The sequence below is a fragment of the Cryobacterium sp. genome (assembly GCF_025463825.1).
Lineage (GTDB): Bacteria > Actinomycetota > Actinomycetes > Actinomycetales > Microbacteriaceae > Cryobacterium.
The window spans coordinates 1-25,092 of the sequence record NZ_JAODBG010000109.1 but is presented as its reverse complement, the minus strand read 5'-3'; the positions used below and the strand labels follow the sequence as shown (position 1 = coordinate 25,092).

General features: G+C 68.2%; 25 protein-coding genes. 3 read left to right on the top strand and 22 right to left on the bottom strand.

The features are described 5' to 3' along the window. From JWP54_RS13590 to JWP54_RS13505, 18 genes are all read right to left on the bottom strand, one after another. Window positions 1-107, bottom strand: a 107-nt coding sequence (locus tag JWP54_RS13590; RefSeq protein ID WP_297372957.1) for a DivIVA domain-containing protein, incomplete at its 3' end; no start/stop codon positions are given. Between the two features lie 138 nt (window positions 108-245). Continuing rightward, a complete protein-coding gene (locus JWP54_RS13585) occupies window positions 246-542 on the bottom strand; it encodes a YggT family protein (protein WP_297372951.1) in 297 nt (98 codons plus the stop codon). Window positions 543-548: 6 nt separating this feature from the next. Then, the gene (locus JWP54_RS13580; protein ID WP_297372949.1) at window positions 549-1,061 is read right to left on the bottom strand and encodes a cell division protein SepF; all 513 of its coding nucleotides are present in this window, start codon (window positions 1,059-1,061) and stop codon (window positions 549-551) included. A gap of 19 nt (window positions 1,062-1,080) precedes the next feature. Next, window positions 1,081-1,803, bottom strand: a complete 723-nt coding sequence (locus tag JWP54_RS13575) for a YggS family pyridoxal phosphate-dependent enzyme (protein ID WP_297372947.1) — start codon at window positions 1,801-1,803, stop codon at window positions 1,081-1,083. Then, on the bottom strand, window positions 1,803-2,987 hold the full coding sequence (ftsZ, locus tag JWP54_RS13570) for a cell division protein FtsZ (RefSeq protein ID WP_297372945.1): 1,185 nt from the start codon (window positions 2,985-2,987) through the stop codon (window positions 1,803-1,805). Before ftsZ ends, JWP54_RS13575 begins: the two co-directional genes overlap by 1 nt. Before the next feature lie 190 nt (window positions 2,988-3,177). Then, entirely contained in the window at window positions 3,178-4,416 is a 1,239-nt protein-coding gene (locus tag JWP54_RS13565; protein WP_297372943.1) for an FtsQ-type POTRA domain-containing protein, read from the bottom strand. A 22-nt stretch (window positions 4,417-4,438) separates the two neighbouring features. Further along, a complete protein-coding gene (murC, locus tag JWP54_RS13560) occupies window positions 4,439-5,869 on the bottom strand; it encodes a UDP-N-acetylmuramate--L-alanine ligase (RefSeq protein WP_297372942.1) in 1,431 nt (476 codons plus the stop codon). Between the two features lie 140 nt (window positions 5,870-6,009). Beyond that, a complete protein-coding gene (gene murG, locus JWP54_RS13555; RefSeq protein WP_297372940.1) occupies window positions 6,010-7,095 on the bottom strand; it encodes an undecaprenyldiphospho-muramoylpentapeptide beta-N-acetylglucosaminyltransferase in 1,086 nt (361 codons plus the stop codon). After that, complete coding sequence (gene ftsW / locus JWP54_RS13550) at window positions 7,092-8,465, bottom strand: putative lipid II flippase FtsW (protein ID WP_297372938.1); 1,374 nt, start codon at window positions 8,463-8,465, stop codon at window positions 7,092-7,094. Before ftsW ends, murG begins: the two co-directional genes overlap by 4 nt. After that, a complete protein-coding gene (gene murD / locus JWP54_RS13545; protein ID WP_297372936.1) occupies window positions 8,434-10,002 on the bottom strand; it encodes a UDP-N-acetylmuramoyl-L-alanine--D-glutamate ligase in 1,569 nt (522 codons plus the stop codon). Before murD ends, ftsW begins: the two co-directional genes overlap by 32 nt. Then, a complete protein-coding gene (mraY, locus tag JWP54_RS13540) occupies window positions 9,987-11,081 on the bottom strand; it encodes a phospho-N-acetylmuramoyl-pentapeptide-transferase (protein WP_297372934.1) in 1,095 nt (364 codons plus the stop codon). The genes murD and mraY overlap by 16 nt, the downstream gene beginning before the upstream one ends. Continuing rightward, window positions 11,075-12,496 (bottom strand): UDP-N-acetylmuramoyl-tripeptide--D-alanyl-D-alanine ligase, encoded by a 1,422-nt coding sequence (murF, locus tag JWP54_RS13535; RefSeq protein WP_297372932.1) that lies wholly within the window; start codon window positions 12,494-12,496, stop codon window positions 11,075-11,077. The genes mraY and murF overlap by 7 nt, the downstream gene beginning before the upstream one ends. Then, window positions 12,497-14,071, bottom strand: coding sequence for a Mur ligase family protein (locus tag JWP54_RS13530; RefSeq protein ID WP_297372930.1), 1,575 nt, complete (start codon window positions 14,069-14,071; stop codon window positions 12,497-12,499). It abuts the gene before it with no gap. A 13-nt stretch (window positions 14,072-14,084) separates the two neighbouring features. Continuing rightward, window positions 14,085-15,845 carry a penicillin-binding protein 2 gene (locus tag JWP54_RS13525; protein WP_297372928.1) on the bottom strand — a complete coding sequence of 587 codons (1,761 nt, stop codon included), beginning with the start codon at window positions 15,843-15,845 and terminating at the stop codon, window positions 14,085-14,087. 49 nt (window positions 15,846-15,894) lie between these two features. Next, complete coding sequence (locus tag JWP54_RS13520) at window positions 15,895-16,515, bottom strand: hypothetical protein (protein WP_297372926.1); 621 nt, start codon at window positions 16,513-16,515, stop codon at window positions 15,895-15,897. After that, entirely contained in the window at window positions 16,512-17,501 is a 990-nt protein-coding gene (gene rsmH / locus JWP54_RS13515) for a 16S rRNA (cytosine(1402)-N(4))-methyltransferase RsmH (RefSeq protein ID WP_297372954.1), read from the bottom strand. The genes JWP54_RS13520 and rsmH overlap by 4 nt, the downstream gene beginning before the upstream one ends. Window positions 17,502-17,628: 127 nt before the next feature. Beyond that, complete coding sequence (gene mraZ, locus JWP54_RS13510) at window positions 17,629-18,060, bottom strand: division/cell wall cluster transcriptional repressor MraZ (protein WP_297372923.1); 432 nt, start codon at window positions 18,058-18,060, stop codon at window positions 17,629-17,631. A 374-nt stretch (window positions 18,061-18,434) separates the two neighbouring features. After that, on the bottom strand, window positions 18,435-18,818 hold the full coding sequence (locus tag JWP54_RS13505; RefSeq protein WP_297372921.1) for a DUF3040 domain-containing protein: 384 nt from the start codon (window positions 18,816-18,818) through the stop codon (window positions 18,435-18,437). A 148-nt stretch (window positions 18,819-18,966) separates the two neighbouring features. Between JWP54_RS13505 and JWP54_RS13500 the strand changes: the two genes are divergently transcribed. Beyond that, entirely contained in the window at window positions 18,967-20,025 is a 1,059-nt protein-coding gene (locus JWP54_RS13500) for a polyprenyl synthetase family protein (RefSeq protein ID WP_297372919.1), read from the top strand. Window positions 20,026-20,028: 3 nt separating this feature from the next. Here JWP54_RS13500 and JWP54_RS13495 read toward each other — a convergent pair whose 3' ends face one another. Further along, window positions 20,029-20,376, bottom strand: coding sequence for an Rv2175c family DNA-binding protein (locus JWP54_RS13495; protein ID WP_367274227.1), 348 nt, complete (start codon window positions 20,374-20,376; stop codon window positions 20,029-20,031). Window positions 20,377-20,621: 245 nt separating this feature from the next. On the opposite strand from JWP54_RS13495, the gene JWP54_RS13490 reads away from it, so the two are divergent. Together JWP54_RS13490 and pknB are read left to right on the top strand one after the other, a co-directional pair. Further along, on the top strand, window positions 20,622-21,971 hold the full coding sequence (locus tag JWP54_RS13490; RefSeq protein ID WP_297372917.1) for a LysM peptidoglycan-binding domain-containing protein: 1,350 nt from the start codon (window positions 20,622-20,624) through the stop codon (window positions 21,969-21,971). A 91-nt stretch (window positions 21,972-22,062) separates the two neighbouring features. Beyond that, window positions 22,063-24,021, top strand: a complete 1,959-nt coding sequence (gene pknB / locus JWP54_RS13485; RefSeq protein ID WP_297372915.1) for a Stk1 family PASTA domain-containing Ser/Thr kinase — start codon at window positions 22,063-22,065, stop codon at window positions 24,019-24,021. A 44-nt stretch (window positions 24,022-24,065) separates the two neighbouring features. Here the strand turns inward: pknB and JWP54_RS13480 are convergent, their stop codons facing one another. The 3 genes from JWP54_RS13480 to JWP54_RS13475 all read right to left on the bottom strand — a co-directional run. After that, window positions 24,066-24,479, bottom strand: a complete 414-nt coding sequence (locus tag JWP54_RS13480; protein WP_297372913.1) for an integrase core domain-containing protein — start codon at window positions 24,477-24,479, stop codon at window positions 24,066-24,068. Then, complete coding sequence (locus tag JWP54_RS17785) at window positions 24,385-24,873, bottom strand: DDE-type integrase/transposase/recombinase (protein WP_367274226.1); 489 nt, start codon at window positions 24,871-24,873, stop codon at window positions 24,385-24,387. Before JWP54_RS17785 ends, JWP54_RS13480 begins: the two co-directional genes overlap by 95 nt. After that, a partial coding sequence (locus JWP54_RS13475; protein WP_297372911.1) for a hypothetical protein occupies window positions 24,830-25,092 on the bottom strand: 263 nt, incomplete at its 5' end. The genes JWP54_RS17785 and JWP54_RS13475, both read right to left, overlap by 44 nt.

Sequence of the window (25,092 nt, the reverse complement as noted above, 5' to 3'; positions counted from 1 at the left end):
ACAACGACCTCGTCGAGGAAGTCGTCAACCTCGTCCTGGTCATATCCCTCACGGAACTTGGTCGACTGGAACCGCTTGTTGACTACATCTTCCGGAGTTAGCGCCATGGCTTTCCACCTCAAAACTTGATAAAAGAACAGTTGTTGCGAACACGTGCGGGCGGCCAACTGGCTCTCGGTGCGGTACCGGGCCGGTCGGCCGTCATCGGTCCAGAATACATGCCGGGACACCGGCGGGGCTGCGGGTCAGCGCAGAAGCCCGGTAATCGACATGGCGATGATGGTGCAGAGCATGGTCAGGGTCCAGCCGAAGTCGAACGCGATCGGACCGATCCGTAGCGGCGGAAAGATCCGGCGGAAGAAGTTGACCGGGGGGTCGGTCACGGTGTAAACGAACTCGATGAGCACGAGGACGAAGCCCTGCGGCCGCCACGACCGGTTGACACCACGGACCAGGTCCACGATGAACCGCCCCCACAGCACGAAGAAGTACAGCAGGAGGACGAAGTAGGCGATCGAACCGATCAGCGCGATTGGGGACACGCTCGGTTACGACTGAGTGAAGAAGGAGGAATCGGCGTCCCCTTCTTCGGCGGCGGCGTTGTCGCCGGAAATGACGACGTGCGACGGCGACAGGAGGAATACCTTGGCCGTGACGCGCTCGATCTTGCCGTACAGGCCCTGCGAGAGCCCACTGGCGAAGTCGATCAGGCGGCGCGCATCGGCGTCACTCATCTGGGACAAGTTGATGATGACCGGGATTCCATCACGGAAAGACTCGGCGATCACCTGGGCGTCGCGGTACTGGCGGGGGTGGACGGTGAGGATCTCGTTCATTTCGGACACGACAACATTCTTGGGGGTGGAGGTCTTGTGCAACGGCGTGACCGGTGCTCGGCCCGAGGAGTGCGACCCGGTCACGGGTGCGACGGCTGGGGAGTTCACGGCGTGCGCGGACTGCGTGGGAAGAGCGGAGACGGGAGCCTTGGCGGGCTCCTCATAATCCAGCTCTTCGTCTGCCAGACCCAGGTAGACCATGGTTTTCTTGAGCGGGTTGGACATCTCGACCTCCGTGTTGGTATTACGACGTTTTCAGATTAACCGGTGCCGGGCGATTCCCGGTGATTGCGGTGCCAATTCGCAGGTGTGTCGCGCCCTCCGCGATGGCGGCCGCGTAGTCCTGGGACATGCCCATGGACAGGTAGCGGGCCGTCGGCGCGATGCCCTGCATCTGGGAGCCCAGCTCGGCCACCAGGGCGAACGAACGCCTTGGATCGGCGCCGAGCGGTGCGACGGCCATGAGGCCGAGGAGGCCGAGGCCCGGGGTGCCCAGCACCCGCTCGACCAATGGAGCGAGATCGGGGATGGACACGCCGCCCCTGGCGGGGTCGTCCGTGAGGTTGACCTGCACGAAGCAGTCCACTGGGCGGGTCGTGGGCTGGGCCGCCGGCACAGCCTCCGGCGGGGTGCCGAGAGCGGTGACCAGTGACTCACGGTCGACGGAATGGATCACCGACGAGTAGGCGCGCACCGCTCTGGCCTTCTTGCCTTGCACCTGGCCGACGAAATGCCAGCTGATCCCCGCTCCGGCCAGTTCGGCGGCCTTCAGGTGGGCCTCCTGGTGACGGCTCTCACCGAAGTCGCGGATGCCGAGCTCGAGGAGCTCACGCACCAGCGACACGGGCTGGAACTTCGTCACGACGATTGTCGTGATGTCGTCCACAGACCGGCCGGCGGACCGCGCGGCGTCGGCAATGCCGGCGCGCACGGTCGCCAACCGCGAGGAGAGCTCTGGTTCGGCCATTACTTGAGGAAGTCGGGGATGTCCAGGTCGTCTGAATCGTCCTCGAAGGCCGGGTCGGCAACGGGAGTGCTCGCGGCCGAGTCCACCGTCGACCAGACCGAGGCGGCCGGGTCTTCGACGGTGAATGCGGACGCCGAGTCCGAGCCGGCCCCTACGGCTGCGCCACCGGACACCCCGGCGGCGACGCCTGCCGCAACCAGGTCGGCACGACGCACCTCGACGGCCTTCGCTCCAGGTTCTCCGCCGTCGAAGCCGGCGGCGATGACGGTCACCCGGACCTCGTCACCGAGGGTGTCGTCAATGACGGCGCCGAAAATGATGTTGGCTTCGGGGTGCACGGCCTCCTGGACCAGGCGGGCGGCATCGTTGATCTCGAAGATGCCGAGGTTGGAGCCACCCTGGATGGAGAGCAGCACCCCGTGGGCGCCATCGATGGACGCCTCGAGCAACGGCGAGGCCACGGCGAGTTCGGCCGCCTTGATGGCGCGGTCTGCGCCGCGAGACGAGCCGATCCCCATGAGGGCCGAACCGGCACCCTGCATGACCGACTTGACGTCGGCGAAGTCGAGGTTGATCAGGCCAGGGGTGGTGATCAGGTCGGTGATGCCCTGCACGCCGGCCAGGAGCACCTGGTCGGCGGTGGCGAAGGCCTCGAGCATGCTGATCCCGCGATCACTGATTTCCAGCAGCCGGTCGTTCGGCACGACGATGAGGGTGTCGACCTCGTTCTTCAGTGAGGCGACACCGGTCTCGGCCTGCGCCTGGCGACGCTTGCCCTCGAAGCCGAACGGCTTCGTGACGACACCGATGGTCAGGGCGCCGATGGACTTGGCGATCCGGGCGACGACGGGAGCGCCCCCGGTACCGGTTCCGCCACCCTCGCCGGCGGTGACGAAGACCATGTCGGCTCCGGCCAGCGCCTCTTCGATTTCTTCGGCGTGGTCCTCGGCGGCACGACGGCCGACCTCGGGATCCGCGCCAGCGCCGAGACCCCTGGTGAGATCACGGCCGACGTCGAGCTTGACGTCGGCATCGCTCATCAGGAGTGCCTGGGCATCCGTATTGATGGCGATGAATTCGACCCCACGGAGGCCGAGCTCGATCATGCGGTTGACGGCGTTGACGCCGCCCCCGCCGATTCCAACAACCTTGATGACTGCTAGGTAGTTCTGATTAGTTGACACGTCCGGCCTCCGGTGGAACCCTAAACCTCTACTCGAAGCTTAAAGTTATGCTGAGTATGCAATTCCTAAATTCGAAGTTAGGTGCCACACCGGACGCCTTGGGGAGGCGCGCCCGCGTGTCGCGAATACCCGGACCGATTCGCGTCGTGCGGACCCGTGGCGCGGAGCCGTCGCGCGGTTCGTGGTGCGGCTAGCGGACGACGGCGCTGTCGGGCGAGGACACGTCGTACTCGGTGACACTGCCGACCGGGTGGCTCACGAGCAGGGCGGACAGTACGACCGCTTTGTATTCCGCTCGCTCCGAGTTGCCCCACACCACGCGCGCTCCCCCGGCCAGGGTGAGCGTGACGTCGTCCTCGGTGGCGGCGGTGACCGTGTCCAGCTGGCTGCGGATGCCCTCGGGAAGCGCTTGGATCACGGCGACGGCGGCCCCGAATCCGGCTCCGCTGGCTCCCCCGGCAGCGTCGATGACCGGGTAACCCTCCGCGCGCGCCTCGGCGCTGGTGATCACCACTCCGGCGGCGTCGACGAGGTCGAAGCCGGCAGCGGAGGCGAGGGTGGCGACGGGTTCGCGTTCGACGATCCGGACTACCAGGGTGTCCGGCGGCCGGCTCTCGGTGACGTAACTGCGGATCAGGCTGAACTCGCTCAGTTCCTGTTTCACGTCAGCAAAGTCGATCAACGGCAACGGGGTGCCCAGCTGGCCGTCGAGGGCCTGCACGATGTCGTCGGCGGGGATCCGAGCGGTGCCGGTCACCTCGATAGTGCGGAGGGCCATCAGCGGCGAGTAGACCCCGACGAGCACGAAGGCGACGAGGGCCACGGCGGTGCCGACGGCGGCGATCCAGAGATTGCGGCGACGGCGAGACCTGGACGTGAAACGGCGCACTTCGCTGCGCTCGTACTGCTTTCGGGCTCGCCGGGCGGCGCGGAGCCGCCTGCGAGCCGCGCGGGCGGTCAGCGGCACCTCCGAGGTGGCGAATGCACCCGACCGGTCGGTCGCGGCGGGGCGGGACTTCCGGGAAGCCCGGCGAGCCAGCAGTCCCGGGGTACGCGTCGGTGCCCCTTTTCCGGTCTTCGCCGGGACCGCATCGGTCGCCACGGCGCGCGGTGTGTCGACCGGTGCGTTGCCGGCCGAACCTGCCGCCTCCCGTGGGAGCGTGATCGGTTCCGTCGTGGCGTCGGGTTCGGAGCGCGCCGGAGCCGATGGGGCACGGACCGTCTGGGCACGGACCGCCTGGGCACGGTCCGCCTGGGCACGGTCCGCCTGGGCACGGTCGGCCTTCGCCCGCTCAGCCGCGGTGTCGGTGGCCGGGTCGGACTTCGGCGTGGCCGTCGCCGGGCGGGCGACCGGATGCGCGGCGCCGCGACCGGGTTCGCGCGATGAGGCCGGCCGGGGCGTCTGCGGTACGCCGGGAGGACGTTTCATGCGCGCGAGCCCTGGCCGAACGTCATCCGCGCTCCCCGGCGACGGGTTCGGCGAGGAACGATGCGGTGGCGCCCAGCGAGTCCAGCAGCTGGGGAACGATGCGGTAGACGTCACCACAGCCCAGGGTCACGACGAAGTCGCCGTCCCTGGCGATGGTGCCCAGGTAGTCCGCGGCATCCTGCCATTCGGGAATGAAGGCCACGCGGGACGGGTCGGTGAAGCGCTCGGACACCAGGGCGCCGGTCACGCCCGGCTCCGGGTCCTCCCTGGCGCCGTAGACGGCGAGCACGATGGACTCGTCGGCGTACTTCTCCAGGGTGTCGGCGAATTCCTGAGCGAACAGGCGGGTGCGGCTGTACAGGTGCGGCTGGTGGACGGCGATGATGCGGCCGGTTCCCACGACGGTGCGCGCGGCCGACAGGGCGGCGGCGACCTCGGTCGGGTGGTGGGCGTAGTCGTCGTACACGCTGACGCCACGCACGGTGCCGTGCAGCTCGAACCGGCGCTGGGTACCGCCGAATGCCGAGATCGCCTCGAGGGCGGCCGCCGGATCGAAGCCGAGCCCGACCAGGACGGCGAAGGCGCCGGCGGCGTTGATGGCGTTGTGCTTGCCGGGCACGCGCAGGGTGGCCGTGTAGTCGGCGCCCTCCCAGCTGACGGTGAACGTCACCGGCCCGTCGGTGGTGATCGAGTGCACCCGAACTGTCGCGTCCTCGGCCTCGCCGAACGTGACTATGCGCGGTCCGTCCAGGCGCCCGGTGACGCGCGCGGCGCCGGGGTCGTCGGAGGAGATCACGACGAGTTCGTTCGCGTTCTGGGCGAACTCGACGAACGCCGCCTCGAAGGCTTCGAGGGAGCCGTAGTGGTCGAGGTGGTCGGGGTCCACGTTGGTGATCAGGGCCACGCTGGTGTTGTACAGCAGGAACGAACCGTCGGATTCATCCGCCTCGACGACGAAGAGGTCGTCGGCGCCGCTACCGGCGCTGACGCCGAGGGATTCGATGACCCCGCCGTTGACGAAGTTCGGGTCCTGGTCCAGGCCGAGCAGTCCGGTGACGATCATGCCCGTGGACGTGGTCTTGCCGTGCGCGCCGGCCACGGACACCAGGCGGTGCGAGCGGATCAGCCAGGCCAGCGCCTGGGCGCGGTGCAGAACGGGCAGGCCGCGCTCGGAGGCGAGCACGTACTCGGGGTTGTCCTGCCAGAGGGCCCCGGTCACGACGAGGCTGTCGGCGTCGCCGACGTTGGCGGCGTCGTGGCCGATCGTGATCGTGGCACCGAGGGCGCGCAGCGCCTGGACGTTGTCGGAGTCGCGGGAGTCCGACCCGGTGACGGTGTGGCCGGCGGCCAGGAAGAGCCGGGCGATGCCGCTCATGCCCGAACCGCCGATGCCCACGAAGTGCACGGTGCCGAGGTCTTCGGGAACGATAAGGGTGAGGTCTGGCTTGATCACGGGAGCGTCTTTCTGGCTGGCGGAGCGCGGGTGGTGCAGCTGTTGCGGCTGGAACGGGGTGACGTCAACGTTACGCGGCGGCGGACTCGCCGTCGAATGGGCCGGGCGCCCCAGCGAGATCACACCTGCCCACCCAGGGGTTAACGCCTGGCGGTGCGGCGGCCCGCCTGGTCGATGAGTTCGATCATCCGAGCGGTGCCGTCCAGGACGCCGACGGACCGGGCGGCTTCCCCCATTCGCCAGATCGTGCCCGGATCGCTCAGCACCGGCAGCAGGTCCGATTCCACCCAGCTGGGCAGGAAGGCGGCGTCGTCGACGAGGATGCCGCCGCCGGCCTTCACGACATCAGCCGCGTTGAACCGCTGCTCGCCGTTGCCCACCGGGTACGGAACGTACACGGCGGGAATACCCAGGGCGCATAGTTCGCTCACGGTGGCCGCTCCGGCGCGGGACACGGCGGCGTCAGCCACCGACAGCGCCAGGTCCATCCGGTCGCAGTACGGCAGCATGCGGTAGCCGGCGATCGCCGGGTCGGTCACCTCGGCAGCAGTGCCCGTGATGTGCAGCACCTGCCAGCCGGTCGCGGTGATTTGCGCCGCGGCGTCCACCACGGTGCGGTTGATCCGCCGGGCGCCGAGGGATCCTCCGGTGACCAGCAGGGTGCGCCGCTCGGGGTCGAGGCCGAAGAACTCCTGCGCGGCGGGCTTCGCGGCGGAGCGGTCCAGGTCCACGATCTCCCGGCGGAGCGGCATGCCGACGAACGTGGCGTGCGGCAGCGCGGTGCCGGCGAATGCGACGCCGACGCTCCTGGACAGCCGGGCGCCGAGCCGGTTGGCGAGGCCGGGTTTGGCGTTGGCCTCGTGGATCGCGACCGGGACCCCGGCGCGACGGGCGGCCAGGTAGGCGGGGCTGGCGACGTAACCGCCGAAGCCGACGACCACGTCGACCTTGCGGCTGCGCAACAGAGCGGCCACGTCGTTGATGGCCCGGTTCATCCGGGGCAGGAACCTGAGCGCGGCCCGGTTCGGCCGCCGCGGGAACGGCAGCCGGGGCACGAGCAGCAACTCGTACCCGCGGGCGGGGACGAGCCTGGCTTCCAGGCCCTCCGCGGTACCGAGCACGAGCACCGTGGCCGTGGGATCGCGCAGTGTGAGCGCGTCGGCCACGGCGAGCAACGGATTGACGTGCCCGGCGGTGCCGCCGCCGGCCAGGAGGTACGTCGTCATCGGGTGGGTCCTCGTTTCGGGGTGGTGCGCTGCGGTGCGGTGCGCTGCGCTGCAGCCTGTGGTGCCGTGCGCGTCTGGGCCGCGCCGAACGGCGAAGGTCCCGCCGCGGCTGTGCCCGCCTGCGCGCGGCCGGCCGCGGCATCCTGCTGCCGATCGTGGTCGCTGCGGGCGAACGAGAGCACCACACCGATGGCCGCGAGGGTGGTGAGCAGCGCCGTACCGCCGGCGGAGATCAGCGGGAGCGGAACACCGAGCACGGGCAGCACCCCGAGCACAACACCGATGTTGACCAGCGCCTGGCCGATGATCCACACCATGACCGCCGAGGTCGTGACCTTGACCTGCATCGTGGATGCGCCGCGCAGGATGCGGATGAACGCGAACGCGAGCAGGACGAACATGAGCAGCACCACGATGGCGCCGATCAGGCCCAGCTCTTCGCCGATGATGGCGAAGATGTAGTCGTTGTCCGCCGCCGGCAGCCAGGACCACTTGGCCTTGGAGTTGCCCAGGCCCACGCCGAAGATTCCGCCGTTGGCCAGCGCCCAGGTGCCGTGCAGCGGTTGCCAGCAGGCCGCGGAGATCGGACCGCCCACGGTGTCGCAGGAGTCGACGGCGAAGCTGAGCAGCCGGGTGCGGCGGTTCTCGCTGGAGATGGCCAGCAGACCACCGGCGACCACGCCGGCGATCAGTGGCAGGGCAAGCATCCGCAGCCGCACGCCGGCGAAGAACATGGCGCCGAACAGGATACCGGCCATGATGATCACGGTTCCGAGGTCGCCACCGATCATGACGAGCAGCACCGCCCCGCCGCCGACGCCGAAGACCGGGATGTAGACGTGGCGCCAGTCGTGGAGCCTGTCTTTCTTCTGGTTCAGGATCACGCCCAGCCACACCACCAGGGCCACCTTGATGGCCTCGGAGGGCTGGAACTGCACTCCGGCGAAGTCCAGCCAGTTGGTGTTGCCGGCGACGGTGACACCCAGCGGGGTGAAGACCACCAGGCACTGGAAGAAACAGGCGATCAGGAGCGCCGGCCAGGCGATGCGCTTCCAGAACGTCACCGGCAGGCGGCTGATCACGAGCATCAGCGGGATGCCGATCAGCGCGAAGATGCCCTGCCGGAACAGGCCGCCGAAGAAGCCGGCGTTCTCGAGGTAGGAATCCACCGAGCTCGAGGAGAGCACCATGACCAGGCCGAAGACCACGAGGAACAGGGTGGTGCCCAGCAGCAGCAGGTAGTTGGTGGACTCGGCCCGGAAGACCTTGCCGAGGTTGACCCGGCTGAGCGCCACCCGGGCGGGGTTCATGGTGCTGCCGGTTTCAGTGCTGCCGGGCTCAGGCACCCGGGTACGAGGAGGAGTCGTCATCCGACCCACCTCCCAAATAATCGTGCACTGCCTGGGCGAATTTCGCCCCGCGTTCCGCGTAACTCGCGAACTGGTCCATGGATGCCGCAGCGGGCGCCAGGAGAACCACGTCACCGGCCTCGGCCAGGGCCGCGGCCAGGCTGACCGCGGTCGGCATGACCTCACCAGTGTCATCCGAGTCGATCTCGAACACGCGCAGGGCAGGGGCGTGTCGCTTAAATGACGCGAGGAGTTCGTTGCGGTCGACGCCGATCACGACGGCGCCGCGGAGCCGGCCGACATGCTTGGCGACCAGGGCGTCGATGTCCACGCCCTTGAGTAGTCCGCCGACAAGCCACACGACGGAGTCGAACGCCGCGAGGGAGGCATCCGCCGCGTGCGGGTTGGTGGCCTTGGAGTCGTCGACCCAGCTCACGCCGCCGGAGGTCGCCACGACCTCGATACGGTGGGCGTCGAGGTGGAAGGTCTTCAGGGCGGAGCGGATATCCGCCGGAGCGACATCGAATGAGCGGGCCAGGGCCGCGGCGGCCAGGACATTGGCGACGATATGCGGGGCCGCCAGGCCGGCGGCGGCGAGGTCGGGAACGGTGCTCAGCTCGATGGCGCTGTCGAACCGGTCCTCGAGGAAGGCTCGATCACAGAGGATGCCGTCCACGATTCCCAGGTCGCTGGGGCCGGGCACGCCGAGGCCGAATCCGATTGCCCGTGCGCCCTCCTGCACCTCGGCGTCTTCGACCATCCGCATAGTGGCGAGGTCCGCCTTGTTGTAGACACAGGCCACGGCGGTGTTGTTGTAGACCTTGGCCTTGGCTGCCCGATAGGCCTCGGCGGAACCGTGCCAGTCCAGGTGGTCGTCGGCGATGTTCAGGCACACGCTCGACCACGGTGCCAGAGCCCCCGGACCGCCCTCGGGCAGGTGGTGCAGCTGGTAGCTGGAGAGCTCAACGACGAGCACGTCCCAGCCCTGCGGGTCGCGGATGGCGTCGAGGACCGGCACGCCGATGTTGCCGCACGGCGCCACCCGGTGCCCGGCGGCGGCTAACATGGTGGCGGCCAGCTGCACGGTGGTGGTCTTGCCATTGGTGCCGGTCACGAGGATCCACGGAGCGGGAGCGCCGACCTTGTCGCGGAGGCGCCAGGCCAGTTCGATGTCACCCCAGACGGGGATCCCCTCGGCCGCGGCCCACTCGAGCAGGGCGTGGTCGGGGTGGAAGCCCGGAGACACGATGATGAGTTCCGCGCGGTGCGCGACCAGCTCGGCAGGCGCGGCATCGAGGTCCGCGGTGACCAGCGGGATGCCCAGCACATCGAGCAACCGGTCCCGGTCATCCGGAGCGCGCCCGGCCACGACGAGGACGTCGGCGCCGAGCTCGGCGAGGGTGTCGGCGGCAGCGAAACCGGTCATGCCGAGGCCGAGCACGGCCACCCGCAGGCCGGACCAGTCCGAGTGCCAGCTGGTGAGCCGGTCGAGCGGGTTCGGTGGGGTGCCGCCTGCCGGCTCGTCGTAGGAGTGGGCACCCACTAGCGGGTCAGCCATTCGAGGTAGAACGTTCCCACGCCGGCGGCGACGAGCAGCCCGCCGATGATCCAGAAGCGCACCACGACGGTCACCTCTGCCCAGCCCTTGAGTTCGAAGTGGTGGTGGATCGGGCTCATCAGGAAGATGCGCTTGCCCCGGGTCACCTTGAAGTACGCGCGCTGCACGATCACGGACCCGGCCTCGATCACGAACAGGCCGCCGATAAGCACGAGCAGCAGCTCGGTGCGGCTGAGGATGGCCAGTGCGGCCAGGGCTCCGCCGAGGCCGAGCGAGCCGGTGTCACCGAGGAAGATCTTGGCCGGCGAGGTGTTCCACCAGAGGAAGCCGATAAGCCCGCCGACGATGGCGGCGGCCACGATGGCCAGGTCGAACGAATCGGGCCCGCCGTAACACTTGTAGAGGTCGACCGCGGCGGATCCGCCGGTGTTGCAGGACTGGTTGGACTGCCAGAACCCGATGATGATGTACGAGCCGATCGCGAAGACCAGCGAGCCAGTGGCCAGGCCGTCGAGACCGTCGGTGACGTTGACCCCGTTGGAGGTCGCGGCGACGATCAGGCAGATCCAGACAAGAAAGGCTGCGATACCGACGAAGGTACCGAGTTTCATGAAGTCCAGTGGCAGGTCCCGGATGAACGAGATGTGGGTGGATGCCGGGGTCTGGCCGTTCTTGTCCGGGAACTGCAGCGCCATCCAGCCGAAGGCGCCGGCAACGACAACCTGCCCGGCGACCTTCTGCCAGCCGCCGAGACCCAGGCTGCGCTGGTTGCGGGTCTTGAGGTAGTCGTCGAGGAAGCCGACCAGGCCCAGCCCCACCATCATGAACAACACGAGCAGCGGCGACGCCGTCAGCGGCCGCTGTTGCAGAAGCATGGCAGTGAAGTAGCTGATCAGAACGCCGACGATGATGATGATGCCGCCCATGGTGGCGGTGCCGCGCTTGGCGTGGTGGCTTTTGGGACCGTCATCCCTGATGAATTGGCCCCAGCCGAGCTTATGGAACAGCCGGATGAACAGCGGGGTCAGCAGGAGCGTGAAGACGAGGGACATCGCTCCGGCCAGCAGGAGGGCTACCACGAGTACAACTTTCCCAGTCGGTCACCGAGGAATCGGAGTCCGGCTGAATTTGATGATTTGACGAGCACGGTGTCGCCGGGTTTCACGGTGTCGCGCAACAACTCGAAGGCCGCGTCGGGGGTTTCGACGTAAGCCGACTCCCCGTCCCACGAGCCCTCGTTGATGGTGCTGATGTGCATGCGGCGCGCGGCAGGACCGACGACGACGAGCTGGGAGATGTTGAGGCGGACCGCGAGGAGACCGATCCGGTCGTGTTCGTCGCCGGCCAGCTCCCCCAGTTCACTCATCTCACCGAGCACCGCGATGCTGCGGCCCGACGGCGTGCGGACCTGGGCGAGGGTCTTGAGGGCCGCGGTCATGGAATCCGGGCTGGCGTTGTAGGCGTCGTTGATCACCGTGATGTCGTCCCGCCCGCCCAGCACTTCCATGCGCCATCGTTCGGCGACGGTGACGGATTCGAGGGCGGCGACGATGTCGTCGATCGGCACGCCGAGTTCGTCCGCCGCCGCGGCGGCGGCCAGGGCGTTCATGACGTGGTGTTCGCCGAGCACCCGGAAGGAGACGGACCGGCTGTCACCACTCGGAAGGTGCAAGGTGAACGTGGTGCCGGTACGGCTGCCGTGGATGTTCGAGGCACGGACCGTTGCCCGGTCGCTCTCCCCGAACCAGACCACGCGGGCGGCGGTGAGCTCGGCCATGCCGGCGACCCGGTCATCGTCGGCGTTCAACACGGCGACGTCCTCCGGGCGCAGGCCGGTGACCATCTCGGATTTCGCGCGCACGGTCGCCTCGATGCCACCGAACCCGCCGGCGTGGGCGAGCCCCACCTTGAGCACGATGCCGATGTCCGGTCGGGCCATTCGGACGAGCCGGGCGATTTCGCCTTCGGCGCTCGCGCCCATCTCGGCCACGAGGAACCGGGTCTCGTCGGTGACCCCGAGCATGGTGAGCGGGGCGCCGACCTCGTTGTTGAAGGACGCCTTGGCGGCGACGGTCGGACCGACACGCTGAAGGATGGCGTGCAGCAGGTTCTTGGTGGTTGTCTTGCCGTTGGACCCGGTGATACCGATGATCTTGAGGCGGCCGGCGGCGCGAACCGTCGTGATCACGAACGTGGCCAGATCCCCGAGCGCGAGAACGGCATCCGCCACCACGATCTGGGCGACGGGGACGTCGAGGAGCCGCTCGACGACGAGGAGGGCGGCCCCATTGGCCACGGCAGCGGGTGCGAACAGGTGGCCGTCGGTCTCCTCGCCCGGCTTGGCGACGAAGATGTCCCCGGCGGTGACCTCGCGGGAGTCCGTGTGCACGGTTCCCCCGACGAGGCTCTCGGCGGAGAGCGCACCGTCGGCGGTGGCCAGGTGCAGCTCGCCGGTCACGGCGGTGGCGATGTCAGTCAGGCTGAGGGCGATCATTTACAGCCACCCCGCTTCCTGTAGTGCGGCGCGGGCGTCTTCACGCGCCGAGTATGGGATCTTCACTCCGGCAACTTCCTGGTAGTCCTCGTGGCCGGGCCCTGCATAGAGCACGACATCCCCCACCCCGGCGAGGGACAGCGCGCGGCGGAACGCCGTGGCCGGGTCGGGTACTTCATAGAGTTCGCCGGCTGGGGCGGCGATCTTGGCCGCGGCCATCAGCGTGGCCCTGATGAGGGCCGGGTCTTCGAAGCGGGGGTGGAAATCGGTGATCACAACGGCATCCGCGCCCTGGGCGGCGATGGCGCCCATGGCGGACCGTTTGGTCTTGTCACGGTCCCCGTCAGCACCGAACACCATGATGATGCGCCCGGTGGTCGACGCGCGGATCGCGGCAAGGGTGTTGAGGAACGCGTCGGGGCTGTGCCCGTAGTCGATGTAGACCAGTGGCCCGCGCTCCCCCGAAATCAGCTCGGCCCGGCCGGGGACGTAGGCCGTGATGCCGCCGTCCCTGGTGAGGACGTCGTCGATGGCGGCGAGGTCGTAGCCGGCCTCGACGAGCAGGACGATGGCCAGGGCGGCGTTGGCCGCCATGTACCAGCCGAGCAAGGGCACGCGGGTCCGCAGTCGGCGGCCGTCCGGGCCTTCGAGCAGGAATTCGGTGTATCGGGCGCCGGAGTCCAGGACGCTCATGTGCCAGTCGGCGACGACGGGGGCGGCGTCACCGGGCGGCACCGGGCCGAAGGACCGGTTCGCGAGGGTCGTCACCGGGATGGTGGCTTCCGCTGCGACCCGGCGACCCCATTCGGTGTCGACCGTGACCACGCCGCGCCGGGCCCGTTCCGGCTGGAAGAGATCCATTTTGGCCTGGAAGTAGGTTTCCATCGTGGTGTAGTCATCGAGGTGGTCGTGCGACAGGTTCGAGAAGCCGGCGACGTCGAATACCAGGCCGTCGACACGGTGGCGGCTGAGCGCCTGCGCCGAGACCTCGACCACGATGCCGCCCACATCTGCCTCGCGCATCCGGGCGAGCAGGGCGTGCAGTTCGGTCGCCTCGGGGGTGGTGAGAGAGCTCGTCACGGAAACAGCGCCGATCCGGCGTTCCGCGGTCGACGTGAGCCCGGCGGTGACGCCCAGCTGCGTGAGGATGGCGAAAAGCAGGTAGACGACGCTGGTCTTGCCGTTCGTGCCGGTCACGGCGAAGAGGGTGGCGGGGTTCAACTCGGAGTGATGGACCCACGCCGCCGCGGCACCCAGAACCGCCCGGACGTCGGGGGTCACGAGCACCGGCAGGCCGCAGTCCGCCGCGAGAAGCGCCCCGGCCTCGTCGGTGAGCACAGCGACAGCGCCGGCGTCGCGCGCTGCGGCGGTGTAGGAGGCGCCGTGGGCGAGGAGGCCGGGAACACCCACGAAGAGGTCGCCCGGTAACACACAGCGCGAGCTCAGACTGATGCCCGTGAGCTCCAGGTCGGTGGCGTCGCCGCGCACCTCAAGCTTCATTTCTTCGACCAGACCCGACAACGACCGCGGGATCGGATGCTGAGGGCGGAGAGCCGAGGGTGCCAGATCGGTCACGGGGCTCACTTTCTTACCAGGAACCGGAGAGATCAGGCGCGGCGGCGCCCGAGGGAACTGCCCGGTACTTTTTCAGCACCTGACTCATGACCTCTTGGAAGACCGGAGCGGACGCTGCTGACGAATTCATGTTAACAGGATCGGCCAGACTCACCGAAACGACGTATTGCGGATCGTCGGCGGGCGCGAAGCCCGACACCGACACGAGGTAACCCTTGGTGTACCCTCCGTTGCCGTCGGGCATCTGCGCGGTGCCGGTCTTGGCGGCGACCCGGTAGCCGGGAATGTTCCAGGTCTTGGCGAGCCAGCCCTCCTGGTAGACCATCTCGAGCATGTCGGCGGTGTCGCTGGCCGCGGAGGCCGACACCACCTGGGTGCCCTCTTCGGAGGGCGCGTTCGTGACGGTGCCGTCGGCGGCGCGGCAGCCCGTGACCAGCTGCACGGGCATCCGAACGCCGCCGTTGGCGATCGTCTGGTACACGCTGGAGACCTGCAGCGCCGTCGTGGTCAGGCCCTGACCGAACATGGTGGCGTATTGGGTCTGCGGGTCCCACTCGTCATACGGGTTCAGGATGCCGGGTTCCTCGGCCGGGAAGCCACTCTCGGTGACGCTGCCGATCCCGAACTTGGTCATGTAGTCGAAGCGCTGTTGGTCGGTGAGGAGTTCGCCGAGCTTCGACATACCGGTGTTCGACGAGTCGATGAGCACACCGGTGAGGGTGAGGCGCAGGTCGGGGTGGTTGGAGCTGTCGTTCACGTTCGCGCCGTTCTCCGGCAGGTAACGGTAGGGCGCGACCACCTGGGAATTCGGGGTGGCCAGGCCGGCGTCGAGGACCGACGCGGCGGTGAGGGCCTTGAAGGTGGAACCGGGTTCGTACGGGGCCGTGAAGGCGCGTGAGCCGCGGTCCTCGGCTTCGGTCAGGCTCACATCGTTGGGGTCCACGCTGGGATAGTCGGCGACCGCGACGAGTTTGCCCGTCTTGACCTCCTGCACGATGACGTTGCCCCAGGCCGCGCCGGTGGTCTGCGCCTGCTCGGCGAGGGCTTGCTGCACGAAGAACTGCAGGTCGGAGTCGATCGTGGTGACGACGTCGCTGCCGTCGACGGCGGCATCCGTGGTGACCGTGCTCTCGGGCAGCCGCACACCGTCGGCGCCGCGTTCGTAGGTCTCGGTGCCGTTGGCGCTGGCCAGGCAGGCGTCCTGGCCGAGTTCGAGCCCGGCCTGGGCGGCGCCCTCCGACGACACGAAACCGACCAGGTTTCCCGCCACGGCCCCGTTGGGGTAGACCCGGCTGGGATTTTTGGCGAAGGTCAGCCAGGGGATGTCGAGGTCGTAGATGGCTCGGAAAGCGTCCACATCGACCTGCTTGGACACGTAGGCGAAGTCGGAGTCGGGGTTGTCCGCCAGCGCGTCGGCGATGATCGCCTCGATCTGCCCACCGGTTTGACCCGTGATCGCACCGATCTCGGCCGCCGCTTCCGGCACCGTGACGGTGCTCTTGACGCCGGCCACCGTACGGGTGAACTGCTTGGCGTTCTTGGGCGAGAGTTGCACGTCGTAGCGCATCACCGTGCCGGCCAGGACGACACCGTTGGCGTCGAGGATCTCACCCCGCGAGCCGTAGACGGTGTTCTCCACCGACCGGTTGCCCAGCGAATCCGCGCTCAGGGTGTCTGCCCGCACCACCTGGATGTCGACCAGCCGGACGACGAACAGTCCGATGATGGCAACGAGTACCACGACTGTCGCCGCAACCCTGCGCTTGCTGGACATGTTTGTTTTCGCCACCTGGTAGACCTCCTGTAGGGGACTGTACCTGCGATTATCTGGTGGTCGGCGAAGGCAGGCCGTCGGTCGCCGCAACTGCCGCAGCTGCGGTTGTCGTTGCGGCTGTGCTTGCGGCAGTGCCGGTCGCAGTGGTCGCCGGGGCCGCGGCCGCGACGCTGGCGCCCGTTCCGCCGGCGGCCTGCTGGGTCACCAGGGGGGTCTCGGTCAGCAGGGAGTTGGGCACCAGGCTGGCTGCGCCGGCCTGGTCGCCGTCGGCCGAGGTCGGCGCGCCGAGAACGGCTCCGTCGGAGAGCCGGAGGTAGGCGGGGGTCGAGTTGCTCACCATACCGAGCGCTTCGGCGTTCGCGGCCAGGCTTTGCGGGGACGAGACCTTGATCAGGTCTTCGCTCACGCTGTCGGCGGTGCGCCCCAGTTCGACCTGGCTGGCGCGCAGCGCGGAAATCTCGTAGGCGCCCTGCGAGATTCCCACACTGAGCAGCAGCTGGGCCACAACGATGGCGCCGACGCAGGTCACGGCCGACACCGCGTAGACGACGCGCGGCCTGGCGTGCTTGCTGGGTGCGACGATCTCGATGTGGCGCTGTGCACCGGTGCGCTCCGCGATGTCGGGACGCAGTTCATGGGCATTGGGCACCCGGGCCAGGTTGTCGCTCATTCGGCTCTCCTCAGTCGTTGCGCGGCACGCAGGCGAACCGACGTTGCACGGGGGTTGATCGCTTTTTCGTCATCCGACGCCAATTCGGCGCCCCGGATGAGCAGGGTAAACAGCGGTTTGTGTTCGGGAAGCTCCACAGGGAGTCCCGCGGGGGCGCTGGAGGTCGACGCGGCGGCGAACATCCGCTTGACGATGCGGTCCTCGAGCGACTGGTAGGCCATCGAGACGATGCGGCCATCGACGGCGACGGCTTCCATGGCGTTGGGGATCGCGCGCTCGAGCACGGCAAGCTCCTGGTTGACCTCGATGCGCAGAGCCTGGAAGACCCGCTTGGCGGGGTGACCCATGCGCTGCACGGCGACCGGGGTGACCTTAGTGATGACCTCGACGAGCGGGGCGGACCGCACGAACGGGGTGCTCACCCGCGCTTCCACGATCGCCTTGGCGTATCGGCCGGCGAGCTTCTCCTCGCCATACTCCTGGAAGATGCGGCGCAGGTCACCTTCGCTGTACTCCGCGAGGATGCGTTCGGCCGTGAGCGGGGAGGTGCTGTCCATGCGCATGTCCAGGGGCGCGTCCTTGGAATAGGAGAAGCCGCGCTCGACCTGGTCGAGCTGCATGCTCGAGACGCCGAGGTCGAAGAGGACGCCCTGCACCTCGTCGATACCGAGTCCGGCGAGGGCGTCGAGGATGCCGTCGTACACCGTGTGCACCAGGTGGATGCGGTCGCGGAATGGTTTGAGTCGCTCTTCGGCCACGGCCAGCGCGTCGAGGTCGCGGTCCAGGCCCACCAGGGTGAGGCCGGGGAACCGGGTGAGCATGGCTTCGGCATGGCCGCCCATTCCGAGGGTGGCGTCGACGAGGACCGCGCCGGGCTTGTCGATGGCCGGGCCGAGCAGTTCGATGCTGCGCTCGAGCAGCACCGGCACGTGGATCTCGTTCAGCTGCGGCCGGTCGGCCGGGCTGGCGGCGGTGTCAGTGTTCATCTCGTCGTTCGTGTTGTTGTTGTTGTTCATAGCTACCGGGGCGGATCCTGCCGCCTGATCCCCATCCGTTGGCCTGGCACCGGGGAAGTGTGTCAGGAGCGAACGGCTGGGAGTCGGGCGCCAGGAGCTAGAAGAGTCCCGGAATCACCTCCTCCGTGATGTTGGCGAACGAGGCTTCCTGCTCAATGAGGTACGCATCCCAGACCTCGGTGTCCCAGATCTCGACCCGCGTGCCGACACCGATGACGGTGAGGTCGCGGCCGAGGCCCGCATACGCCCGAAGGTTGGCCGGAATGGTCACGCGGTTCTGCTTGTCGGGCGTTTCTGCGCTGGCTCCGGAAAGGAAAACACGGAAGAAGTCCCGGCCCTCCTTGCTGGTGATGGGCGCCTGCCGGATCTTTTCGTGCACCTCGTCGAAATCACGGGTGGTGAAGACGTACAAGCACCGTTCCTGGCCGCGAGTCATCACGATGCCGGTCGAGAGTTCCTCGCGGAACTTGGCCGGCAGAATGACGCGTCCTTTTTCGTCGAGCTTGGGGGCATAGGTCCCGAGGAACATTCATCACCCCTCTCTTCCGGCCAAGGTCAGGTGTTGCTCCACTTTACTCCACTATTAACCACCAAGTCAGGAAATTGCGGGATATTGGCGAGAAATAGTCCATTTATTCCCGGGATTACACGGAATCACGGGGTGGAGGAAAATCCCACGTTTTGAAGGGGTTCGGAGCGTTTTCGGGCACAAAAAAAGACCGACGCGGCGGTCGGTCCAGTGGGAGGTCGCAGGTGGAGGATGAGGGAGGGCCGAGGCGGCGCCCGATCCGATCGGCCGGGCCGCATCGCCGCCCGTTAAAACCGAATGCCCGCCAACCCGGGGATCTCCTCCGGGCGAGAGCACGGGGCAGCCGTAGGGGGCGGGCGGAGGTGGAACTGGTGTTACTGCTGGCCGTCCTGACGGCGGTCCCAGCGGTCGTTGAGCTTGTCCATGAAGCCCTGCTGGCTGCGAGCCTGCGCCGGGCGTCGGGCCTGGCCGCCCGAGGAGGGCTTGGCGGCCCGGGCGCCGCGGCCGGGGGTGATGGCCAGCAGGACCCCGCCGAACATGATGATGAATCCGATGACCCCGAGCCAGAGCTGCTGCACCGCAACCCCGGCAACAAGAGTTGCTATCCCAACGACACCCGCGAGCACCCCGAGAACGATGGAACGGTAGTTGGGGCGGAGACGCGTGCCCCCGACGCTCGCCACGAATTCGGCATCGTTGTGATAGAGACTGCGCTCCATCTCTTCGAGGAGTCGCTGCTCTTGTTCTGAAAGCGGCATCTCATTCCTCCAATTGGGGATCGAGCGGATTAGACCCTAATTCTAGTCCCGCCGAGATGGCTAGGCTAGGCAAGTGGCTCATAGCACCCGACTGGTCGATCTGGTTCATTCTCGCATCGACGAATTCATCAATACGCGTGAATCAATTGTGACGACCATCAGCCCTGACCTGACTGTGCTCGTTGAGTTCTCACGGCAGTTTCTCAGCGGCGGCAAGCGCTTCCGAGCGCAGTTCGCCCACCTCGGTTGGCGGAGCGTTCCGGCCCGGGCCTCCGGCCCCTCCTCCCCCGCTGCCGGCGTGGATTCCGCCGGCGCCGCAGACGGTCTGGCGGGCATCGTCTCGGCCGCCTCCGCGCTGGAGATCTTCCACGCGGCAGCGCTTGTTCACGACGACATCATCGACAATTCCGACACCCGTCGGGGCGCACCATCCGCCCATCGGCGCTTCGAGAGCCTCCACGGTGCGCAGGGCTGGGCCGGCCATCCCGGCGAGTTCGGCCAGGCCTCGGCGATCCTCCTCGGCGACCTGTTGCTGGGGTGGAGCGACGAACTGCTCGACGAGGGGCTGGACACCGCGGCCGACCGCGTCAGCGGCCGGCGCGCGCGCGCCGAATTCAATCGAATGCGCACCGAGGTGACGGCCGGGCAGTACCTGGACATCCTCGAGGAACAGGCCTGGATCACCCAGGCCGAGTCCGAACTGTTCGACCGCGCCGTGCGCGTCATCGTGTTCAAGTCGGCGAAGTACAGCGTGCAGGCCCCGCTCGTGATCGGCGCGGCCCTCGCCGGCGCCGACGACGTCCACCTCGACGCGCTGCGAGCTTTCGGTTTGCCGCTCGGCATCGCCTACCAGCTGCGGGACGACCTGCTCGGGGTGTTCGGGGATGCGGCCGTCACCGGCAAGCCGAGCGGTGACGACCTTCGGGAGGGCAAGCGCACGGTGTTGATCGCGCTGGCCCGCCAGCGGCTGGAGCACGCCGACCTCTCCACCGTGGACAGGCTGCTCGGTCGCCCCGATCTGTCGCCGGAGCAGATCGGCGTGCTGCAGCGGATCATCACCGCAAGCGGCGCCGTCGACAGGGTCGAGACCCTGATCCAGACGAACGTCGCGGAAGCGTTGGCGGTGCTGGACGGATCGCCCGTCGAGGGCGCCGTTGCCGAGGAGCTCACCGAGTTCGCCGGCACGGTCACGCGGCGCGTGTACTGACCCTCAGGCGAGGGCCTGCGCGACGCGACGCACCTCGGCTTTGCGGCCGGCGAGCAGGGCGTCGATGGGCGGCACCCCCAGGCTGTCGTCCACCTCGAGCAACCACTCCATGGCCTGCTCGTCGGTGAAGCCGTCGTCGGAGAGCACGATCAGGGTGCCGCGCAGTTCGCTGACGGGCGAGCCGTCGCGAATGAAGGAGGCGGGGACGCTCAGCCGACCGTCGCGGCGGACCGCGAGGAGGTGCTTGTCCTCGATGAGCTGGCGTACCCGGCTCTGGCTGATGCCCAGCGCCTCGACGAGGTCGGGGATCGCGAGCCAGACGGGGCCGGCGGCGGTCAGGTCGCCCGCGATCGGCTCGGCGCTGGGGACGGTAGAGGGAACGGAATGCGTTTGTGCAGAAGACGAATCGGTCACCCGACAAGCCTCCCACGATTGGCCAGCCACGACAAACCCCCCGCGAGCTCGTTAACTGGCAGATTGTGCCGGGAATCCGGGCAAATCGCGCCGCTATCGGCCGGTCCTGCCGCGTGGTTAATTGACTCGGCATATGTTCTGTGTCAGCGTTGAGTCGGTATCAACTATGAAGAGGGTGTGGAATGTCGGTTAGAGCCAGCAAGATCGAAACGAGGACGGCCCCGGCCGACTCCCCTGTCGAGACGTCCGGTTCGCCCGCCGAGCCCGCTCGGCACCGTCCGACCCCCACTGGAGTCCGGCGCTCGCTGGGCGCCGTCGCGAGCATCCCGCTCGTCGTTGTCAGCACGATCGCCATCGTGCTGAACCTGGCCTCACCCGCCCAGGCCCAGGCGGCGTTGAAGAAGCCACTGAAGTCCCGCACGAATCTGCCCTCCGCCGCCGTCAAGCCGGTCCAATCGGTCCAGCCCGCCACGGCGGTCGCGGCCGTCTCCGCGCCGACCCAGTACACGGTTGTCGACGGCGACACCGTCAGCGCCATCGCCGGCCGCTTCGGCCTGTCCACCGCATCGGTCCTTGCCCTCAACGGGCTCGGCTGGTCCGCCGTGATCTTCCCCGGCCAGGTGCTCACCCTCTCGACCAGCGAGGTCGCCGCTGCCCCCGCACCCGCCGCCGTCTCGGCGGAGATCACCCGGTACACCATCCAGTCCGGCGACACCCTCAGTGGCATCGCCGCCGCCCACGGAGTGCCGACCGAGTCGGTCTTCAGCGCGAACGGTCTCGGCCAGAACAGCATCATCTTCCCCGGCCAGGTCATCGTCCTGCCCGGAGGGAGCGCCGCCACGGCCGCCGTCTCCAGCGTCGCGTCCGTCACGGTCACCGCCGTGATCAACCCGTCCGCCACCGGCAGCCACACCGTCGTCTCCGGCGACACCGTCGACAAGATCGCCGGCGATGCCGGCGTCTCCGTCCAGTCGGTCCTCGAGGCCAACGGACTCGGCTGGTCGAGCGTCATCTTCCCCGGCCAGGTCATCTCCATCCCCGGCACCGCCGCCGCCCCCGTGCTGCAGGCCAGCCCCGCGGTCCTGGTCACCCCCACTCCGGTCGCCACCACCGACGCCGTGACCCCCCTGACGAGCGAGATGGCCGAGAACGCCCGCCTCATCATCTCCGTCGGGCGCGAAGCCGGCGCAAGCGACGCCGCCCTCGTCGTCGCCCTCGCCGCCGCCGCCCAGGAATCGGGCCTGCGAAACATCGACCACGGCGACCGCGACTCCCTCGGCCTTTTCCAGCAGCGCCCGAGCTCCGGCTGGGGCACTCAGGAGCAGGTCATGGATGCCGACCGCGCCGTCCGCGCGTTCTTCGGCGGACCGGTCAACCCCAACCGCGGCATCACCCGCGGGCTACTGGACATCAGCGGCTGGGAGAGCATGTCGGTCACCCAGGCCGCCCAGGCCGTGCAGATCTCCGCTCACCCGGACCTGTACGCCAACTGGGAAGCATCCGCGCGGGGCTGGCTCGCCGAACTCGGCTGAATCCCGGCATCCGCCGCACAGTGACCGAATCGTTGCCCGCCGCGCTGCGCTCCCTCCAGAGGAACCCCCGAGTTTTCCGTAGACTCGACGGGTGACCGACAGCCCTCTTGACCCCATGATCGGCCGTCTCATCGACGGCCGCTATCAGGTGCGCTCCCGGATCGCCCGCGGCGGTATGGCTACGGTGTACCTCGCCACAGATCTGCGCCTCGAGCGCCGAGTGGCGATCAAGATCATGCACGGCCACCTGGCCGACGACAACGCCTTCCGCAGCCGCTTCATCCAGGAGGCCCGTTCGGCGGCGCGCCTGGCCCACCCCAACGTGGTGAACGTCTTCGACCAGGGCCAGGATGCCGATATCGCCTACCTGGTGATGGAGCACCTGCCCGGCATCACGCTGCGCGACCTGCTCAAGGACTACGGCCGGCTCACGCCGGAGCAGACCATGGATATCCTCGAGGCCGTGCTGTCGGGCCTCGCCGCCGCCCACAAGGCCGGCATCGTGCACCGGGATGTCAAGCCGGAGAACGTGCTCCTCGCCGACGACGGTCGCATCAAGATCGGCGACTTCGGGCTGGCCCGCGCCGTGAACAACAACACCGCCACCGGCCAGGCGCTCCTGGGCACGGTCGCCTACCTCTCCCCCGAACTCGTCACCCGCGGCATCGCGGATGCCCGCAGTGATATCTACGCGCTGGGCATCATGACCTACGAGATGCTCACCGGTGAGCAGCCGTACGTCGGCGAGGCGCCCATGCAGGTGGCCTACCAGCACGCCAACGACACCGTGCCGATGCCCAGCCTCGTGGCGCCCGGTGTGCCCGTCGAGCTCGACGAGCTCGTGACCTGGGCCACGGCCCGCGACCCGGAGGAACGCCCGCGCGACGCCCGTGTCATGCTGGACCAGCTGCTCGAGGTGGAGAAGCAGGTTCGACCGGGGGCCGAGACGGTGATGCAGACGACCATGGTGCTCCCGCGCACCCTCAGCTCCTCCGCCGACGCCGAAACCCAGATCATGGGCCGGGGTCCGCTGGTCGCCGCCGGCACCAGCACGACCACAGCCCTCGCCCCGCCGCCGGTGGACGAACCCGATGACGACCCGGTGACCCAGCTGGCCGTAACAGCGAAGAAGCGTCGCCGGCGCGGCTCCTGGCTGTTCCTGGTCATCCTGCTTCTCGCCGCCCTGGCCGGCACCGCCGGCTGGTACTTCGGCGCCGGCCCCGGCGCGCAGGTTACCGTACCCGCGTTGGTCTCCTCGACCCCGGAGGACGCCACCGCGCAGCTCGAGGAACTCGGCCTGGTGGCCGAGCGCGGAACCGTCTACAGCACCGAGATCGAAGCGGGCCTGGTGGCCGGGACCGATCCGGGGAACGGCAGCCGGGTTGCCAAGGGCAGCACGGTGACCCTCAACGTGTCAGAAGGACCGCAGCCGATCGTGCTCCCCGCCCTCCGGGGGCTCGACGAGGAAGCCGCCATCTCGGCCATCAACGACTCTCTCGCCGTACCCGGCACCGTGGACAAGATGTTCAACGCCGAGTTCGACGACGGCATCGTCTTCTACGCGGCCCGCGCCAGTGACGGAGCCGACGTGTCCGAGGGCGGCGACGCATTCGAGGGCAGCACCATCAACTATGTGGTGTCCTTGGGCGACGTCATCGACGTGGCGGGCGAGTCGCTCGACGACGCCATCGATATCCTCGCCGGTCAGGGCCTCGTCGGCCAGTCGGGCGAGGAACGGTACAGCGAGACCGTGCCCGAGGGCGACGTCATCTCCGCGGCGCCCGGCGCCGCCGGGCCCATTCGGGCGGGCTCCCCCATCACCCTCACCGTCTCCCGCGGCCCGGAACCGGTCGTGGTTCCCAACGTCGTCGGCGTGGGCTGGTCAGAGGCCAAGGAGACGCTGTCCAACCTCGGCTTCAAGCTGAGCTACAACCCCGGCGCCGACGCCATCGCGGCGCTCCTGAGCGTCGAGTCGACGGATCCTGCGGCGGGTTCGTCCCTCCCCAAGGGCAGCACGATCACCCTGAAGCCCACCAACCCTTTCGGCTGAGGTCCCGCCGCCCTCGCTGCGCCTCTAGTGGCCGACCGCGCCCGCTACACGGAAGTTGTCAACCTGCCTGAGACAACAGGCGGGTGTTGATTCCGGTTTTTTGTGAGTGTTGTGGTGCGGTGGGCCGTTTCTGAAGCGCTCGGGGTGTGCGGCCCAGTATTGGTCGAGGCGCTCTTGGCGGCGCTGGCGGATGTGGTTGGCGGTGCCGTCGTGAACGGATGCGGGGTGTGCCGGCCGAGTCCGCTGTGGCGGTGCTCGGTGGCGTATGCGTGCAGAAAGTCCTGGGTCCACTGGCGGGCGTGGTCGATGCTGTTGAACCAGTCGGGGCAGGCGGGGTCGTATTTGATGGTCTTGAAGAGGGATTCAGAGAACGGGTTGTCGTCGCTGACGCGGGGCCGGGAGTAGGACATCAGCGCGCCGGCGGTGGTGAGGGCGTTGACGAGGTCGTGGGCGCGCATGACGGCCCCGTTGTCGGAGTGCAGGACCCGGGGGGGCGCCGTGGGTGGTGATCGCGTCGGTGAACAATGTCACGGCGCGGTCTTTGGACTCGGCGTATTCGATGCACCAGGCCACCGGGTAACGGGAGAACACATCAATGGCCAGATACAGGTAGTACCGGTCTGCCCGGGTGGGGCCGCGTAGTTCGGTAATGTCCCAGGACCACAACTCACCAACCCCGGTCGTTGCAACGGCAGGGGTACGAGACGTGCTGAACCCGTGTGAGCGGGTTCGGCGTTGGTCGCCGACGAGGCGCTCTGCCGTCGCGATCCGGTAAAAGGTGCGCTGGGAACACACCACCTCGCCAGCGTCAAAGGCGCGCCAATACGTTTTGAACGACGGACTTATCCGCATATTTCTCGTCAATGAGGACATCGATCACTTGGGATCGTTCGTCCGCGTCTAGCGCCGCGGGCTGCTTTCGTTCAGCCTGTCGCAGTGGCTGAGCCACCGGCTTGTAGTGCCGGTAACCCCGGCTGCGCCGGTAATACGTCGACCGGGCCAACCCCACGATCGAGCAGCTGATGATGACGGGAACCCCCACAGCTTCTAGGGCGGCCACCGTCTCGGTCA

Bases quoted from the DNA above. Each gene is read 5' to 3' on its own strand.
- JWP54_RS13580 (WP_297372949.1), bottom strand. From the start codon at position 1,061: ATGTCCAACCCGCTCAAGAAAACCATGGTCTACCTGGGTCTGGCAGAC.
- JWP54_RS13575 (WP_297372947.1), bottom strand. From the start codon at position 1,803: ATGGCCGAACCAGAGCTCTCCTCGCGGTTGGCGACCGTGCGCGCCGGC.
- JWP54_RS13565 (WP_297372943.1), bottom strand. From the start codon at position 4,416: ATGAAACGTCCTCCCGGCGTACCGCAGACGCCCCGGCCGGCCTCATCG.
- murG (WP_297372940.1), bottom strand. From the start codon at position 7,095: ATGACGACGTACCTCCTGGCCGGCGGCGGCACCGCCGGGCACGTCAAT.
- ftsW (WP_297372938.1), bottom strand. From the start codon at position 8,465: ATGACGACTCCTCCTCGTACCCGGGTGCCTGAGCCCGGCAGCACTGAA.
- murD (WP_297372936.1), bottom strand. From the start codon at position 10,002: ATGGCTGACCCGCTAGTGGGTGCCCACTCCTACGACGAGCCGGCAGGC.
- murF (WP_297372932.1), bottom strand. From the start codon at position 12,496: ATGATCGCCCTCAGCCTGACTGACATCGCCACCGCCGTGACCGGCGAG.
- JWP54_RS13525 (WP_297372928.1), bottom strand. From the start codon at position 15,845: ATGTCCAGCAAGCGCAGGGTTGCGGCGACAGTCGTGGTACTCGTTGCC.
- JWP54_RS13520 (WP_297372926.1), bottom strand. From the start codon at position 16,515: ATGAGCGACAACCTGGCCCGGGTGCCCAATGCCCATGAACTGCGTCCC.
- rsmH (WP_297372954.1), bottom strand. From the start codon at position 17,501: ATGAACACTGACACCGCCGCCAGCCCGGCCGACCGGCCGCAGCTGAAC.
- mraZ (WP_297372923.1), bottom strand. From the start codon at position 18,060: ATGTTCCTCGGGACCTATGCCCCCAAGCTCGACGAAAAAGGACGCGTC.
- JWP54_RS13505 (WP_297372921.1), bottom strand. From the start codon at position 18,818: ATGCCGCTTTCAGAACAAGAGCAGCGACTCCTCGAAGAGATGGAGCGC.
- JWP54_RS13490 (WP_297372917.1), top strand. From the start codon at position 20,622: ATGTCGGTTAGAGCCAGCAAGATCGAAACGAGGACGGCCCCGGCCGAC.
- JWP54_RS13480 (WP_297372913.1), bottom strand. From the start codon at position 24,479: ATGCGCGCCCACGACCTCGTCAACGCCCTCACCACCGCCGGCGCGCTG.
- JWP54_RS17785 (WP_367274226.1), bottom strand. From the start codon at position 24,873: ATGCGGATAAGTCCGTCGTTCAAAACGTATTGGCGCGCCTTTGACGCT.